General features: G+C 73.0%; 18 protein-coding genes and 1 pseudogene. 7 read left to right on the top strand and 12 right to left on the bottom strand.

Annotation, left to right across the window (positions count from 1 at the left end; genetic code table 11):
• Positions 1–17 precede the first annotated feature (17 nt).
• Complete coding sequence (locus DEJ29_RS17120; RefSeq protein WP_071406188.1) at positions 18–560, top strand: NUDIX hydrolase family protein; 543 nt, start codon at positions 18–20, stop codon at positions 558–560.
• An 88-nt stretch (positions 561–648) separates the two neighbouring features.
• Here the strand turns inward: DEJ29_RS17120 and DEJ29_RS17115 are convergent, their stop codons facing one another.
• Complete coding sequence (locus tag DEJ29_RS17115) at positions 649–852, bottom strand: CsbD family protein (RefSeq protein ID WP_027466762.1); 204 nt, start codon at positions 850–852, stop codon at positions 649–651.
• Positions 853–1102: 250 nt separating this feature from the next.
• Positions 1103–2713, bottom strand: a complete 1611-nt coding sequence (locus DEJ29_RS17110) for a DEAD/DEAH box helicase (RefSeq protein ID WP_111092205.1) — start codon at positions 2711–2713, stop codon at positions 1103–1105.
• 294 nt (positions 2714–3007) lie between these two features.
• Between DEJ29_RS17110 and DEJ29_RS17105 the strand changes: the two genes are divergently transcribed.
• Positions 3008–3835 (top strand): endo alpha-1,4 polygalactosaminidase, encoded by an 828-nt coding sequence (locus DEJ29_RS17105; protein WP_258375931.1) that lies wholly within the window; start codon positions 3008–3010, stop codon positions 3833–3835.
• Between the two features lie 153 nt (positions 3836–3988).
• Here DEJ29_RS17105 and DEJ29_RS17100 read toward each other — a convergent pair whose 3' ends face one another.
• The 4 genes from DEJ29_RS17100 to DEJ29_RS17085 form a co-directional block, all read right to left on the bottom strand.
• Entirely contained in the window at positions 3989–4348 is a 360-nt protein-coding gene (locus DEJ29_RS17100) for a GntR family transcriptional regulator (protein ID WP_035809483.1), read from the bottom strand.
• Between the two features lie 10 nt (positions 4349–4358).
• Positions 4359–4931: a DUF1684 domain-containing protein gene (locus DEJ29_RS17095; protein WP_051597091.1), complete on the bottom strand. Its 573-nt coding sequence runs from the start codon at positions 4929–4931 to the stop codon at positions 4359–4361.
• Positions 4932–5063: 132 nt separating this feature from the next.
• On the bottom strand, positions 5064–5546 hold the full coding sequence (locus tag DEJ29_RS17090) for a hypothetical protein (protein WP_111094801.1): 483 nt from the start codon (positions 5544–5546) through the stop codon (positions 5064–5066).
• A gap of 71 nt (positions 5547–5617) precedes the next feature.
• Positions 5618–6256, bottom strand: a complete 639-nt coding sequence (locus tag DEJ29_RS17085; protein ID WP_071406184.1) for a GNAT family N-acetyltransferase — start codon at positions 6254–6256, stop codon at positions 5618–5620.
• 91 nt (positions 6257–6347) lie between these two features.
• On the opposite strand from DEJ29_RS17085, the gene DEJ29_RS17080 reads away from it, so the two are divergent.
• Both DEJ29_RS17080 and DEJ29_RS17075 read left to right on the top strand, forming a co-directional pair.
• Positions 6348–6953, top strand: a complete 606-nt coding sequence (locus tag DEJ29_RS17080) for a hypothetical protein (protein ID WP_258375929.1) — start codon at positions 6348–6350, stop codon at positions 6951–6953.
• 36 nt (positions 6954–6989) lie between these two features.
• A pseudogene (locus tag DEJ29_RS17075) lies at positions 6990–7298 on the top strand (DUF427 domain-containing protein); the annotation flags it as partial.
• 30 nt (positions 7299–7328) lie between these two features.
• Here DEJ29_RS17075 and DEJ29_RS17070 read toward each other — a convergent pair.
• From DEJ29_RS17070 to DEJ29_RS17045, 6 genes are all read right to left on the bottom strand, one after another.
• The gene (locus DEJ29_RS17070) at positions 7329–8588 is read right to left on the bottom strand and encodes an Nramp family divalent metal transporter (RefSeq protein WP_111094803.1); all 1260 of its coding nucleotides are present in this window, start codon (positions 8586–8588) and stop codon (positions 7329–7331) included.
• A 422-nt stretch (positions 8589–9010) separates the two neighbouring features.
• Positions 9011–9706: a CGNR zinc finger domain-containing protein gene (locus tag DEJ29_RS17065; protein WP_027466753.1), complete on the bottom strand. Its 696-nt coding sequence runs from the start codon at positions 9704–9706 to the stop codon at positions 9011–9013.
• Between the two features lie 47 nt (positions 9707–9753).
• A complete protein-coding gene (locus tag DEJ29_RS17060; protein WP_071406182.1) occupies positions 9754–10245 on the bottom strand; it encodes a SprT-like domain-containing protein in 492 nt (163 codons plus the stop codon).
• Positions 10242–11072: a hypothetical protein gene (locus DEJ29_RS17055; RefSeq protein ID WP_111094804.1), complete on the bottom strand. Its 831-nt coding sequence runs from the start codon at positions 11070–11072 to the stop codon at positions 10242–10244. Before DEJ29_RS17055 ends, DEJ29_RS17060 begins: the two co-directional genes overlap by 4 nt.
• Before the next feature lie 141 nt (positions 11073–11213).
• Positions 11214–11987 (bottom strand): YhjD/YihY/BrkB family envelope integrity protein, encoded by a 774-nt coding sequence (locus tag DEJ29_RS17050; protein ID WP_146248317.1) that lies wholly within the window; start codon positions 11985–11987, stop codon positions 11214–11216.
• 106 nt (positions 11988–12093) lie between these two features.
• Positions 12094–12936 (bottom strand): spermidine synthase, encoded by an 843-nt coding sequence (locus DEJ29_RS17045; RefSeq protein ID WP_110863235.1) that lies wholly within the window; start codon positions 12934–12936, stop codon positions 12094–12096.
• Between the two features lie 131 nt (positions 12937–13067).
• On the opposite strand from DEJ29_RS17045, the gene DEJ29_RS17040 reads away from it, so the two are divergent.
• Genes DEJ29_RS17040 through DEJ29_RS17030 form a run of 3 tightly spaced genes read left to right on the top strand, consistent with a single transcriptional unit; the run spans position 13068 to position 15480 of the window.
• Complete coding sequence (locus tag DEJ29_RS17040) at positions 13068–13589, top strand: hypothetical protein (RefSeq protein WP_181438169.1); 522 nt, start codon at positions 13068–13070, stop codon at positions 13587–13589.
• Positions 13586–14800: a sensor histidine kinase gene (locus tag DEJ29_RS17035; protein ID WP_181438170.1), complete on the top strand. Its 1215-nt coding sequence runs from the start codon at positions 13586–13588 to the stop codon at positions 14798–14800. The genes DEJ29_RS17040 and DEJ29_RS17035 overlap by 4 nt, the downstream gene beginning before the upstream one ends.
• A complete protein-coding gene (locus tag DEJ29_RS17030) occupies positions 14797–15480 on the top strand; it encodes a response regulator transcription factor (protein ID WP_111094807.1) in 684 nt (227 codons plus the stop codon). The genes DEJ29_RS17035 and DEJ29_RS17030 overlap by 4 nt, the downstream gene beginning before the upstream one ends.
• Positions 15481–15605: the final 125 nt, after the last annotated feature.

The following is a 15605-nucleotide window of genomic DNA, read 5'->3' as shown; positions in this document are numbered from 1 at the left end:
CCTGGTAGACACGGTGCATGTCCTCGCTGCGCACCCCCGATCCCGACTCCGGCTGGCTGTCCGACGAGGAGCTCGCGAACGTCCGCCGTCGTCTGCCGATCTGCTACGTCGAGGCGGTCCCCGTCCGCACCGACGGCCTCGGCGTCGTGACCGAGGTCGGCGTGCTGCTGCGTGTCTCCCCGAGCGGTTCGATCGCCCGCACCCTGGTGTCCGGTCGTGTGATGTTCGGCGAGTCGATCCGCACCGCGCTGTTCCGTCACCTGGAGAAGGACCTCGGGCCGATGGCGTTCCCGCAGCTGCCCTCGAGCCCGACGCCGTTCACCGTGGCTGAGTACTTTCCGCTGCCCGGCGCCTCGGTGTACACCGACGAGCGGCAGCACGCGATCTCGCTGGCGTACGTCGTCCCCGTCACGGGGACGTGCGAGCCCCGGCAGGACGCCCTCGAGCTCACGTGGATGACCCCGATGGAAGCCGCGTCCGACGCCGTCGCCGACGAGATGGAAGGCGGCCGTGGCGCACTGCTGCGGGCTGGTCTGGCATCGGTCGGCGCCCTCCACTAGTCCGACCGGGGCGTCCGCGCCCGGCGCACGACGAAGCCCCCGGATCCGATCGGATCCGGGGGCTTCGCAGCGCGGTTGCGAACCGGCTTCAGTGCTTGTCGTCCTTGAAGCTGTCGGCGACGCCGTGCGCGGCGTCCTTGACGTCGGTGACGCCCTGCTTCGCCGAGGCCTTGCCCTGGTCGGTCTGGCCTTCGGCCTTCAGGCGGTCGTTACCGGTCGCGTTGCCGGCGGCTTCCTTGACCTTGCCTGCCGCCTTCTCAGCGGCGTTCTTGATGTCATCGATGCCAGCCATAGGCACTCCTTCCAGAAGCGGACGTGTTCCCCGTCAGCAGCTTGCGCGGCATCCGGTGAAGCAGACCGTACGCCGGGTGGAGTACCCCACCCCCAGCCCCCGCCAAGGTTCGCCAGCACACTCACGCAAAACACCGGTGTTCACGGATCACACCCCGGGATGCGGGGGTTCGAAACGTGAACACCGGTGTCGTGCGGGCATCGACGCGCTCAGGCCGAGCGGGTCAGACCGCGGGGGTCAAGCGCGCAGGTCAGTGGCGGTCGGCAGCGCCGGCCGGACGGGAGGCGCGGCGCGAGCCACCACGACGGTTGCCGCCCGACTCGTTGCCGGACCGACCCGCGGCGTAGCCGCCCTCGGACGACCAGACGGCCGACGAGCCGCCGCGCACGACGTCGCTGCTGCCTGAGCGACGGTTGCCGCCGCTGCGGCGACCACCGGTCGAACCGGCGGCCGCGGCACCGGAGCGCCCGGCGCCCTCGGTCCGTGCGCCACGGGCCGGACGGCCCTGACGGCCCCCGGCCGAACCGGCGGACTCGCCAGCCGAGCCGGAACGCGCGGGCTGCGCCGCGCCTCCTGACCGACCGCCGCGACCACGGCGACGACCGCCGCCGTCACCGGCGGACTCGGCCGAGCGCTGCTTGGGCTGACGCTGCTGGGTGGGCTGCTCCTCGGCCACGTGGCGGATCGGAGCGACCTCGCCGACGAGCGCGGTGACGGCCGGCGAGGTCGCCGAGACGTGCTGCGGGGTGACCTTGATCGCGGCTGCACGCATCATCTGCGCGACGTCGCGACGCTCGGCGGGCATGGTCACCGTGACGACGTCACCGGACGAACCGGCACGCGCCGTGCGGCCCGAGCGGTGCAGGTAGGCCTTGTGCTCGGTGGGCGGGTCGACGTGCACGACGAGCTCGACGTTGTCGACGTGCACACCGCGGGCGGCGACGTCGGTGGCGACGAGCACGAGGGCCTCACCGGAGGAGAACTTCGCGAGGTTGCGCTCACGGGCACCCTGCGACAGGTTGCCCTGCAGGTCGACGGCCGGGATCCCCTGGCTGCTGAGCTGCTTGGCAAGGCGCTTGGCGTGGTGCTTCGTGCGCATGAAGAGGATGCGGCGACCGTTGCCCGAGGCGAGGGCGCTCACGAGGTGCTTCTTCGCGTCGGCGTCGGCGACCTCGAACAGGTGGTGGGTCATCGCCTCGACGGGGCTGTTGGCCTCGTCGACGGAGTGCATCACCGGGTTGTGCAGGAACTTCTTGACGAGCTTGTCCACGCCGTTGTCGAGCGTGGCGGAGAACAGCAGTCGCTGCCCGTTCTCCGGCGTCGCCTGCATGATCTTGGTCACGCCGGGCAGGAAGCCCATGTCGGCCATGTGGTCGGCCTCGTCGAGGACCGTGACCTCGATGTCGCCCAGGTTCACGTGACCCTGCTGCATGAGGTCGGCGAGGCGACCCGGGCAGGCGACCACGACGTCGACCCCGCCGCGCAGGGCGTCGACCTGACGACCCTGACCGACGCCACCGAAGATGGTCGTGGTGTTGAGGCCCATGGCCTTGGCCAGCGGGGCGAGGGCGACGTCGATCTGCGTCGCGAGCTCACGCGTCGGTGCGAGCACCAGGGCGCGGGGGCGGCCGGCGCGGCGCTTGCGGCCGCTGGCGGCGAGGCGGGCGACGAGCGGGATCGCGAAGGCGATGGTCTTGCCGGAGCCGGTGCGGCCGCGGCCGAGGACGTCCTTGCCCTGCAGGGAGTCCGGGAGGGTGTCCGCCTGGATGGGGAACGCCATGTCCTTGCCCTGGTCGGCGAGGACGGAGACCATCGGCGCGGGGACGCCGAGGTCGGAGAAACGGATGTCTTCGGTGGTCATGGTGACCTTTCGAGCCGGAGCAGTCCGGCTGTGGGCGCGCTCTGAGGCAGCGCGCGGGCGGGATGCGCGCCAACGGATGTGGCTGGCGCAGTCGCCGCAGCAGAGAAGCCTGGGCACCTTCGTGAGGTGCTCGATCATCGACCAGAGTCCGGGGACAGGTGGTCGGGAGTTCGGGGCGTCCGTACGACGCACGAGGCGATCGGCGCCTCGAGTACGACCAGCATAGCGTGCACATCCCCGGAACAGCGAGGGCGGGGTCGTTCGCCCTGCGCGTGCGAGGATTCCGGGGTGCGCATGCGATCCGTCCTGTTGACCACCGCGATGGCCCTGGTGGCCGTCCTCGGCACGGCCGGCTGCGCCGAGGCCGCCACGACCAGCGCGGCCGCGAGCTACCGCAACCTGCCGACCTCGGGCCGGGTGGACTACCAGCTCGGCGGCGGGTACACCCCGCCCTCCGGCGTGACGATCGTCGAGCGCGACAGCACCGACCGCCCCGCGAAGGGCAAGTACAACATCTGCTACGTCAACGGGTTCCAGACGCAGCCCGAGGCCGCCCGCACGTGGAAGAAGTCGTACCCTTCGGCGATCCTCCGCGACCGCGCGGGCAAGCCGGTCCCCGACCCGGGGTGGCCGGACGAGATGCTCCTCGACACCCGGACCGCGGCCAAGCGTGCCCTGATCACGAAGGTGCTCGCGAAGACCGTCGCCCGCTGCGGTGACCGCGGGTTCGACGCGGTGGAGTTCGACAACCTCGACTCGTGGACCCGGAGCGGCAAGCGGCTCAGCCGTGCCGGCAACCTGGCGCTCGCGAAGTCGCTCGTCGCCAAGGGGCACCGGCACGGCCTGGCCGTCGGGCAGAAGAACACGCCGCAGCTCGGGGCGTCCGGCCGGAAGCAGACCGGGTTCGACTTCGTCGTCGCCGAGGAGTGCGTGCAGTACCGGGAGTGCGCCGCGTACACGAAGGCCTACGGCGGGCGGGTCATCGACGTGGAGTACTCGGACACCCTCGAGCGCTCGTGGGGGTCGGTGTGCGGGCTGAAGAGCCGTCCGGCCATGACGATCCTGCGCGACCGCGACCTGGTGACCCCGAAGGACGACGCGTACGTGTACGAGCACTGCTGAGCGCACGGGACGTTCCTTCCCAGAACGCCTGCGATGCCTGGTCGAATCGGGCGTACCGGGTCAGAACTTCCGACCGGGTACGCCCGGAACGACCAGGTACGCCCGGAAGCGCCAGCCCCGCCACCCCCGCCAGCGCAGCCACCCGCGCCAGCGCTACGCCGGCCAGGCCTCGCGCAACGCGGTCGCGGCCTGGTCCGCCGACAGCCCCGCCGAGCGCGCCGCAGCGGCCAGGGCACGAGCGGCCTCGGCCACCGCGTCCGGCACCGCCGCTGGCCGCACCACCCGGGTACCGGCGCCCCGTGCGGTGTGCACGAGCCCGGCCTCCTCGAGTAGCTGGTAGGCCTTCGCGACGGTGCCCGCGGCGAGCCCGAGCTCGTCCGCCAGCCCACGCACGCTCGGCAGCCGTTCGCCGTCCACCAGGTACCCGGCGGTGATCTGTGCGGCGATCTGCGATCGGACCTGCTCGAACGGCGGCACGCGGCCACCGACGTCGAGGGCGACGAGTCCTGTCATGCGTTCCACCCTAGAAGTCGTACTGCTCGCCGACGGGGATCGGGACCGGCACGGTGTTGCCCGGGGGCGCGAGCGGGCACGCCCACGCCGGGTCGTACGCGCACGACGGGTTGTAGGCGAAGTTGAAGTCGAGCACGAGCGACCCGAGGTCGTCGCCGCCCAGGTCCGAGCCCTTGATGGTGTCGAGCAGGTAGCGCCCGCCGCCGTAGGTGCCGCGGGCCTTGCCGGCGCTGGCGTCCTTGACGGGGACGAACACCCCGCCCGCGTAGCCGCCGTGCTTCCAGACGTCGAGGGTGCCGACACCGGGGACCCGCACGAGTCCGAGCCGGTCGAAGTGGACGACGCCGTCGGTGCCGGTCTCGAAGTCGAACTCGGCGGGCTCCGTGGCCTCGATGCGCACCTGGAACCGCCACGCCGGGTCGTAGTCCGGCACCGGCAGGGACTCGAAGTCGCGGGCGTCCTCGTCGAGCAGCGGCGAGGCGGGGTGCTCCGCGAACATCGCGTCACGGGTCTCGCGCCAGAGTGCGTGCGCCGTCTGGGGGTCCGGGGTGGCGCGGACGCGGCGGTACAGGTCGAACGTCATCCGCCGCCAATCCGTCGTCGCCAGCGTGCTGCGCACGCGGTCGTCGGTCGTCGGCTCCTGGGGGCGCGTCTGGCTCACGTGGTCGAGGCTACGCCCGCTCCGCGGTGGACGGGAGGCCCGACCCGCGTCACGTCACTCGCCGTCGGTCCGCCAGGTGGGCGCGAGGGCGCGCATCCGGAACGCCCGCCACTGCCAGATGACCCACATGCCGGGCCACAGGGCGACTCCGAGGACGGCCGGTCGCATCCGGTAGGTCAGGCGGTCGAGCAGCAGGGTCTGGCCACCCGGTGCGGGGACGACGGCCATCCGGTGCGACATCGTCATCCGCCCGAACAACCCGGACGTGCCGCCGCCGTTGTCGCGCTGCACGGGGACTCCCCGGACCTCGTACAGGTCGAGGTCGACGTGCGTGTCGCCGCTCGGCACCAGTCCGAAGGCGTCCGCGGTGATCGGGTGCGGGTGCCCCGGCTCCCAGCGCTCCGGGAACCCCTGGGGATCACGCGAGCGGTACGCCAGGAACGGTTTCGTCACCGCCACCATCACGGACGGTGACAGCAGAGCATCGCGCACGGCCTCGACCGGCGCGTCGAGGACGATCCGGAGGCCGACGTGCATGGCGGTGACGCTACGCCCGCGGGCTGGACGGCGCGCCGTGGCACGCTGGACGACGACGCAGGCGAGACGCCTCAGGCGTGCCGGGCCGACCGGCGGCGGGACCCCTCGGCGCGGTCGTGCCGCCGGAGCCGCTCGGCCAGCGAGAGCCGCACGGCCGGCCACTCCGACGCGATCACCGAGAACACCACGGTGTCGCGCAGCGTGCCGTCACGGCCGATCGCATGGTTCCGGAGCACGCCGTCCTGCTTGGCGCCGAGGCCCGCGATGGCCGCCCGGGACTGCAGGTTGTGCCAGTGGGTGCGGAACTCGACCGCGATGCACTGCCAGGCCTCGAACGCGTGCGACAGCATGAGCAGCTTCGACTCGGTGTTGATCCCCGAGCGCTGCGCGGACCGGGCCAGGAACGTGCTGCCGATCTCGACGTGACGGTTGCCCGGGTCGATGTTCATGAAGGTCGTCGCCCCCACCACCCGGCCGGTCGGGCGGTCCCGCACGGCGAAGGGCACCATGCGTCCGGCCTCGTGCTCGGCGAGCCGCCGGTCGATCTCGGCCTCGACCTGTGCCGGGGCGGGCACGGAGGTGTACCAGGTGCGCCACAGATCGCCGTCCGCGACCGCCGCCCGCAGGTCTTCCGCGTGCTCCTGCCCGAGGGGCTCGAGCGTCACACGGTCACCGGTCAGGGTGGGTACGGGGGCGATCTCCATGACCATGCATCCTAGGGTTGGCGACCCTGGTGGAACCCGGTCGGACGGCGACCCTGTGGAGAAGGACAGCATCGCCCGGGCGGCTATCGTGACGGACGTGGCAGAACGCACCCAGGAGAAGTACCAGGTCCGGTTCGCGTGGGGTTCCGGAGGTGCGGCACGGATCGCCCACGGCACCCACCTGCTCGTCTGGGTCGACGCCCTGCCGCCGACCCCCGACGCCGCAGCACAGCGGCGCGCGCTGCGGAACGTGACCGCCCAGCTGCCGCAGGGGCCGGAGGTCGTGCTCGGCCACCTCGGCAACGCGGTGGCGGTCGCGGAACGGGTGACGAGCCTCCAGGCCGCACGCGGTGACCGGTGCGTCGTCGCGATCGTGGCCGCCGGGCTGCACCACACCGCAGCCCTCGACGACGCGGCCGAGGCGGCGGGGGAGTCCGTCGACGTCGCCGACGCACCCGACTTCGCCGTCGAGGACCTGCTCGCCGCCGGAGCCGTCGTCGACGCGCTCACCGAGGTCGGCATCGACCACACCTCACCCGAGGCCGCTGCGGCCTGCGCGGCGTACACGGGGCTGCGCCGTGCCGTGCGGCACCTGGTCAGCGCGTCCGAGGGAGCCGCCGTCCTGAGCCGTGACGACGTGCACGCGGCGCTCGCCGCGGGGCCGGACCTGCCCGTCCTGCGGGAATCGGGGGAGCGCGCGTAGCGTTCGCCCCGTCACGGAACCAGCGAGCGAAGGAGCAACGCCATGAAGGCAGTCGTCGGCGACACGGTGATCGCGGAGGCCCCCGAAGAGGACCTCATCAAGATCGAGGGCAACTGGTACTTCCCGCCGTCGAGCGTGAAGACCGAGCTCTTCACCGAGAGCCCCACCCAGTACCACTGCCCGTGGAAGGGCGACACCCAGTACTTCACGGTGAACGTCAACGGGCAGGCGCTGCAGGACCGCGCCTGGTCGTACCCGACGCCGATCCCGTCGTCGTTCGACCGCGTCGGCAAGGACTACTCGGGCTACGTCGCGTTCTGGAAGGACGTCCAGGTCGTCGAGTGACGACCGCCCGTCACCCTGACCGGCTGCGACTCAGCCGGTCAGGGTGAGCACGACCAGCGCGACGTTGAGCGCCACGATGACCGCCGCGATCACCCACGCCACCACGCGGGTGGTCGCGGCGTTCACGTCGGTCTCCATCACGCTCCGTCGCGACGTGTAGACCACCAGGGGCACGATCGCGAAGGCGATCCCGAAGCTCAGCACCACCTGGCTGACGACGAGCAGCATCGTCGCGTCGATGTTCAGCGCGAGCAGCACGATCGCCGGCACCAGGGTGATCGCGCGCCGGGCAACGAGCGGGATCCGCACGTGCAGCAGGCCCTGCATGATCTCCGCGCCGGCCATGCAGCCCACCGAGGTCGAGGCCAGGCCGGACGCGAGCAGGCCCACGGCGAAGAGCACCCCGACGACCGGGCCGACGTTCTCGGCGATGGCGCGCTGCGCCCCGGGGATGGAGTCGGTGCCCTCGACTCCCGGCAGGGTGGCCGCGGCGAGGACGAGCATCGCGATGTTCACCCCACCCGCGACGATCAGGGCGAGCCCGACGTCCCACCGGGTCGCGACGAGCACCCGGCGACGCTCCGGCCCGGCGGGGACGTCCCCGTGGCGGTCCCGGGCGAGCGCCGAGTGCAGGTACACCGCGTGCGGCATCACGGTCGCGCCGAGCATCGAGGCCGCTAGCAGCACCGACCCGGAGTCCTCGAACCGCGGCACGAGCCCGGCGACCAGGTCGGCCGGGGACACCCGGGCGAACAGCAGCCCAGCGCAGAAGCCCACCGTCAGGATCGCGAGCATCGCCGTCACCACGGTCTCGAACAGTCGCGTGCCCCGGCGGCTGTGCAGGGTCAGCAGGAGCATCGAGACGAGCCCGGTGATGATCCCGCCGACCACGAGCGGCAGACCGAAGAGCAGGTAGAGCGCCAGCGCGCCGCCGATGACCTCGGCGATGTCGGTCGCGGCGGCGACGATCTCGGCCTGACCCCAGAACAGCAGGCGCGGGGTGCGCCGCATCCGCAGGCCGAGGTGCTCGGGCAACGACTTGCCCGTCACCACCCCGAGCTTGGCGGACAGGTACTGCACCACCACGGCGCTGGCGTTCGCGGCCACGAGCACCCAGAGCAGCAGGTACCCGTACTCGGCGCCGGCCGTCAGGTTGGCGGCGACGTTGCCCGGGTCGACGTACGCGATGGCCGCGACGAAGGCCGGTCCGAGCAAAGTGAGCCCGGCTGCGCGGCGACGCGGGGCACCGGATGGGTGCTCGTCGAGCCGGGGGCTGGCAGTGTCGGTCATGCACCGATCCTGCCAGAGAGTTCGGCGTGCCGAATCTTTTTCTTCGTCGATCTTGCGTTACGTGGCCAGCACACCACGTGGGTGCATCGGGTGGTCGCGATCGGTCGGCTGGGGCGCCGTCGGGCGACGGTTGGTGACCGCTCGGCGGAGGTGAGCGGGGTGTCGTGACCGCTCGCGGAGGGCGGACGGGAGGCCCGTGGCGGCGCGGCCACGCGCCTCCTGGCCGGTGGCTGGTCGTGACTCGTCGCGTGCGTTGCGTCGGGTGGTCACGATCGGTCGGCTGGGGCGCCGTCGGGCGACGGTGGGTGACCGCTCGGCGGAGGTGAGCGGGGTGTCGTGACCGCTCGCGGAGTGCGGAGGGCGGACGCAAGGCCCGTGGCGGCGCGGCCACGGGAGGTGGCCACCCCGTGCTCAGCTCGTGGTCACTCCGCGGCGCGGCGGGCGCGGTGCGCCCGGACCTTCGCCCGGTTGCCGCACCGCTGCATCGAGCACCAGCGACGGGTCCCACCGCGTGACGAGTCGTAGAACACCAGGCCGCAGTCCTCGGCCGAGCAGCGGCTCAGCCGCGTCGGCCGGCCGTCGGCCTCGACGTCGTCGAAGCCGACCTCGGTGAAGAGCGCGACGGCGTCGCGCGCCACGCTCGACAGGGCCTGCGCCAGGCGGACCCGGTTCGCTCCGGCGCGGCGTCGGCCACCCGGGAGGCTCGGGGGCACGTCCGGCAGGGCGGCGAACAGGTTGACGGTGTCGATGTCGTCGGGCGCGGGGCGCGTGCGGCCGGCCCCGGCACGCAGGCCCGCCGCCACGGCGGTGCGTTCCGCGGCGGTGCTCGCCGGCGCGGGGGCGGCGGCCACGGCGAGCCGGGCGATCGCGGCACGCAGGGCCCGGGCGTCCTGCAGCTCGCGGGCGCTGGCACCGACGTCGATCGGCTCGGTGTGCTCGCTGAGCCACTCGTCCAGGTCGGCCGGGCTCGCGAGCAGCTCCCCGAGCTGCGACCGCGGTCGGCGTCCGGTGGGATCGTCGGCGAAGCCACCCGTGTGCGCGAAGTCGAGCGCGATCCGTCCGGCGTCGAAGAACCAGGAGGAACCGGCGTCCGTGCGGATGTGCTGCCCCGTGTGCATCCGCCCAGGCTAACGGGTTACCGGCGCGCCTCCGTGCGTCGGGACCCTCATGCGGTAGTCGACGCCATCGTGGCCGCGTCGTCGTCCGCGGTCCGGCGCCGCCAGGTGATGACGTTCCGGGCATCGAACCGCCGGGAACAACGGGCACAGGCCAGGGGACGGGTGGGCGTGCGGTACCGGAAGTGCTCGTGCCCCGCGGGGCAGGTGCCGATCCAGGGGGCGAGTTCGCTTGCGATCGGCCCGTCGTGCAGCCGGGAGCCGGTGTACCCGATCGCCGCGGCCGTGCGCTTCCACTTCGGTCCGTGTGCCGCCCGGGCGCCGGCGAGTGCGTGCGCGACCTCGTGCAGCAGGACCTGCTCGACGTCGTCGTCGGAGAACCGGGCGGCCAGGTGACGGCTCACCGTGATCCGCTTCCGCGCGAAGTCGCACTGCCCAGCGCGGGTCTTGGCGTGGTCGAAGCCGAACGCCCACGTGCCGGCACCGAGGTGTTCGGCGATGAGCGCTTCGGCACGGAGCCGGACGGTCTCGAGCGCGGTCACTGCTCGGCGCGCGGGTCGGCCTGGCCCTTCTTCGCTGCCCGGGCCGCGATCCGGCCCCAGATGTCGTCGGCCTCGGTCCGTGCGGCGTCGGGCGCACCGAGCACGCGGCGGCGGATCGGCGGGACCTGCTTCACCGGCTCGGCGACGCGGGTGGTGGGTTCCTCGTCCTCGGCACGGCGGGCGGCGACCTCGCGGGCGGTCCGTGGCTTGTCGGACGGTTCCGCCGGGTTGGTGATCGAGGCCCGCATGGCGGCTTCGACCGCGGTGCGCAACGCGTCGGTGCGCTCGGACGGCGCGCCGGCCTGTCGGAAGGCCTGGTACGCCCGCGACAGGGCGGCGCGGGCCTCGTCGAAGCGGTCGTTCTCGAACAGCGACCAGCCCTCGATCTCGGCTGCGGCGCCCTCGAGTTCGGGCCACTCCTCGGTGGCGGCGGTGTCGCGGGCCATGGCGGCCTCGGTGGCGGCGCGGTCGTGCCGCCCGAGGTCGTGCAGGACGTGCGCACGACGGATCCGCGCGGCGACCTTGTCCTGGCGCTCCCCGGTGAACATCGCCAGGCGGAACACCTCTTCGGCGATGACGAGCGACTCGTCCAGACGACCGAGCAGGCGGAGGAGCTCGGCCCGTTCGGCGAGGGCGTCGGTGCTGCGGCTCTGGCCGAGGTCACGGAGCCGCTGGTGCACGGCGTCGACGTCGACCGCGGGTCGCAGGCTGATGGGCGCGAAGGTGCTGCCCGGGCTGACTCCGGCCGTCACGGGAGCCGCGTGGCGCGGTTCACGGGAACGGTCGGACGAGTCGGGCTGCTGGCGGTCGTCGGGCGGGAGGGACATCGGTTCGAGGGTAGCCGCGGTCTCCCGGGAGCGGTCGGTGCGACGCGCTCAGGTTGCGCGGGTGCGGCCGTCCGCGCGTGCCCCCGTGGACGGCGAACGGCCCGCCGTGCCGGAGCACGACGGGCCGTTCAGAGTGGTCGATCAGGAGTTGGCGGCCACCGCGGCGGCAGCGGCCACGCCGACGTAGGTGACCAGCGTCGCGATCGTGGCCACGACGGCCAGGATGATCGCGAAGATGCCCCAGCCGCGACCACGCTTGGTCACGGCGGCGATGATGCCCTGCACGAGCGCCCAGAGCCCGAGGATCGCGGCGACGCCGGCGATGACCGCACCGACACCGATCTGCGAGATGACGGCCGGGTCGTTCATGAGCTGACGCTGCAGCTCCTGCTGGTCCGGGGTGGCACCGCTGCTCGGTACGAGGTTGTTGATCGCGTCGCTGTTGGCGAGCGCCGACCCCATCACGTACCCGCCGATGACGCCGATGACGAGCGCGGCGAGTCCGAGGAAGAACGCCACGACACCGAGGGTCTTCTTCTTGGGCTTCGGCTCGTCGTGGCTCTGCCAGGCCGGGGCACCGGAGTGCGCGGGCGCGGCGGCGTACGGCTGCTGGTCGTGGTGCTGGTCGTGGCGCTGCTGGTCGTTCCAGCTCGGCGTGCTCGACGGCTGGCCGTACTGCTGCTCGCCGTTCGGCTGGCCGTACTGCGGCTGGCCCTGCCCGGACTGCTGCCCGTACTGCTGCTGCTGGCCCTGCCCGTACTGCTCGCCGTACTGCGGAGTCGAGGTCGGCGCCGGGTCCACCCGCTCGCCGTACCGCGGGGCATCGGCGTCGGGCTGCTGCTGCGGGGCGTCGCCCCAGCGCGGCGCCTGGCCGTCGCCCGTCCGGTCCTGGTCGTTCCGGTCGTCGTTCGTCATCAGGGTTCCCATCGCTCGGTCGCGCACCTGCGCGGTCGTTCAGACCATCCTGACAGCCGGACCCGCCGAGTGCCCGAAGTCCGTCCCCGGCGGTGCCGCGCGGGCATCAGCCCCCGAACACGCTCCGGTTCGGCTCCGGCGACGCGACCGCCGTCTGGTCGGTGACGATCGGCGCCCCGGCGATGAACGCCTTGAGCTCCGCACCGTGCACGACCTTCGCCGGCATCGGGTCGGACGAGTACCGCCTCGGCATGTCCGCCACCGGCAGGTCGGTCGGCGACCCGAGCAGCACGATGTTCCCGAACCGCCGGCCCTTGAGCATGCCGGTGTCCGCGACCGCGGCGACCGACGGCAGCACCGACTGCAGCGTCGACGCCTGCCCGCGGGCGAACGCCAACCCGGCGCCGTCGGCCACGTTCACCGCGACGATGCCCGTCGGCGACAGGAACGCTGCGACCTCACGGTAGAACTCGACGCTCGTCACGTGGGCGGGGATCTGCGAACCGCCGAAGACGTCCACCACCGCCAGGTCCACGGTGCCGCGGAGTCCGGCGGGCAGCTTGCCGAGGACCTCCCGGGCGTCGCCGTACCGCACCCGGATCGAGGCACCGCGGGGGAACGGCAGGGCCTCGCGCACGTGCTCGACCAGGTCGCGCTCGAGCTCGATCACCTGCTGCCGCGAACCCGGACGGGTCACCGCGACGTAGCGGGGCAGGGTGAGGGCGCCGGCGCCCAGGTGCAGTGCCGTGATCGGGCCGTCCGGCAGCAGGTCGATCGCGTGCCCGATCCGCCGGATGTACTCGAACGCCAGGTGGGTCGGGTCCTCGAGGTCCACGTGTGACTGCGGGGTGCCGTCCACCACCAGGGTGAAGGACCCCGGTCGGTGCCGGTCCGGCTCCACCACCGAGTACCCCGCACCGATCCGGAACCCGTCGAACGCATCAGCCATGCCGTCAATGGAACACCACCGCGATCACCACCCGCGTCCCCACCCCTGGTTGGTGTGCCCGCGGAGCGTCCGGAACGAGGCTGATCACACCGGTCGGGAACGCCCCGCCGGACCACCTCGAAAGGCACACCATGTCGGTCCAGCTCCTCGCGAACGTGCTCATCGGCCTCGCCCTCGTCGGGCTCCTGGCGTACCGGCAGGCGACCTGGCGGTACCTCGACCCGGCGCGCATCTGGCGGGGACCGCTCGTGATGGCGATCGTCGGCGTGGTCGTCCTCGCACAGACCACGACGACCGTCACCACCACCGACGTCGTGTTCCTCGGCCTCGAGGCCCTGCTCACCGTCGGCGTCGGCCTCGCGATGGGGGCCATGACCCGGTTCCGCACGGTCACGACGCCGGACGACAAGGGCCGCACGCTGCAGTCCCGCACCGGGTGGCTCGGCGCCGCGCTCTGGATCGTCCTGATCGCCGCCCGCGTCGGGCTCGACGTCCTCGGCGGCCACCTCGGTGCGCACCTGCTCACGTCGACCGGCACGATCCTGCTCGTGCTCGCCCTGAACCGTGCCGCCCGTGCCCTGGTCGTCGACCAGCGCATCCCCCGTGGCGGCGACCGGTCGGCGGCCGCCCGCCGCGGCATGATGGTGCGGTGAGCCTGCCGACCGCCCCGGACCGGACCGACCCCGCCGGGGTCCGGTCCGCCTCGGTGCTCTCCTGGGGACTCAACGCCGTCGGGATCGCCGTGGTCGCCTTCTGGTTCGTGCGGAACGGCCTCCTGCTCCACCACCCCGCGTGGGTCTGGGCCGTCGGGGCCGTGGCGCTCGCCGCCTGGGCCGTCCGCGAAGGGGCACGCACGCCCCGCGTCCTCGTCGCCGCAGCCGGCGTGATGATCGCCGCCGGATCGCTCGCCGTGGTGCCGACCGACTCGCTGCTGGTGGTCCCGGTGATCGTCGGGCTCGTCGTCCTCGGCGCGGACCTGCGTCTGCCGGTCTGGACGGCCGCGGTCGCCGCGCTCGCGGCCGTCGTGGTGGTGGCCGTCACCGCGACGCTCGCGCAGACGTCGGTGCAGTTCGTCCTCGGCGTGAGCGGCGGGCTGCTGCTCGGCGTGCTCGTCGGCTTCAGTCGTCGGCAGGTCCGGATCACGACGGCGCAGGCCCGCGAGACCGAGCGGCAGCAGCAGCGCGCACGGCTCCTCGCCGACCGGTCCCGGGCGTCCCGGGACATCCACGACGTCCTCGCCCACTCGCTCGGCGGCCTGGTCCTGCAGCTCGACGCGGTCGAGGCCCTGCTCGAGGCCGGCCGCGTCGACGAGGCCACCCGCCGAGCCGGCGACGCTCGCGCGCTGGCCGCGGACGGCCTGGCCGAGGCACGGCGTGCGGTGCACGCGCTCCGCGACGAACCGCAGCCCGGCCAGCCGGAGCCGACCCGTGCCTCCAGTCCGTCCGCGGACCACGCGTCGGGCCTGTCGGCCCTGCTCGACGCGCACCGCTCGTTCGGCGGCGAGGCCGTCGTGCAGGGTGACGCGACCCTCGCGGTCCTCGACGACGCCCACCGTGCCGCCGTGGTCCAGGTCGTCCGGGAGGCCCTCAGCAACGCCCGCAGGCACGCTCCCGGCCGCCCCGTGTCCCTGTCCGTGATCCGGGACGGCGACGCCGTGGACGTCGTCGTGGCCAACCCGCTGCCGAGCGGCGGGCAGGGGGTGCTCGGGATGCGCGAGCGGTTCGCGGAACTCGGCAGCGAGGCCACGGTGGAGGCCGAGCGTTCCGACGACGAGTTCGTCGTCGCCATGCACCTGCCCGTCGACGGCACGCGCGACGCGGACACTGCGGACGCTGCGGTCGCCGCGGAGGACGACCGCTCGTGACCATCCGGGTGCTCGTGGTCGACGACCAGGCCATCGTCCGCGACGGCCTGGTGACGGTGCTGTCGCTCGTGCCCGACCTGCAGGTCGTCGGGCAGGCGGCCGACGGTGCCGAGGCGATCGCCGCTGTCGACCGGCACGTGCCCGACGTCGTCCTGATGGACCTGCGGATGCCGGGTGTCGACGGGCCGACCGCCACCGCGCGGATCGTCGCCGAGCACCCCGGGGTCGCGGTCCTGGTGCTGACGACCTACGCCGACGACGACTCCATCACCACCGCGCTGCGAGCGGGGGCCCGCGGCTACCTGACGAAGGACGCCGGGCGCGCGGAGATCGCGACCGCGGTACGTGCGGTGGCCGCCGGGCAGTCGACCTTCGACGCGACCGTGGGGGCGCGGCTGGTGGCGCGCCTCGCCGGTGGTGCCGGTGCAGGTGCCGGTGTCGCTGCTGGTTCCGCGGCGCCTGCGTCACCCGATCCCGGTCCGTCGCTCGGTGCGCGGTTCCCGGAGCTCACCCCGCGCGAAGTGGACGTCCTCGAGCGGATCGCGGACGGCCGGACGAACCCGCAGATCGCCGCCGAGCTGTTCCTGACGGTGCCCACCGTGAAGTCGTACGTGAACCAGGTGTTCGCGAAGCTCGGGGTCCGCACCCGCGCCGAGGCCGTCGCCCGCGTCCTGCGCTGACCGTCCGCACCCCGTCGTCGCTGGGCGACGCACTGCGGACACGTGAATGCGTACACATGGACGACCAGCGGACGCCAAGACTCGTTGCGTACCGTTGACGTCTGTCGTCACGACGCCAGAGCGTC

The sequence above is a fragment of the Curtobacterium sp. MCPF17_021 genome (assembly GCF_003234605.2).
Classification (GTDB): Bacteria; Actinomycetota; Actinomycetes; order Actinomycetales; family Microbacteriaceae; genus Curtobacterium; species Curtobacterium flaccumfaciens.
The sequence above is the reverse complement of the archived record's forward strand: the minus strand, read 5'-3'. Positions and strand labels throughout refer to the sequence as shown.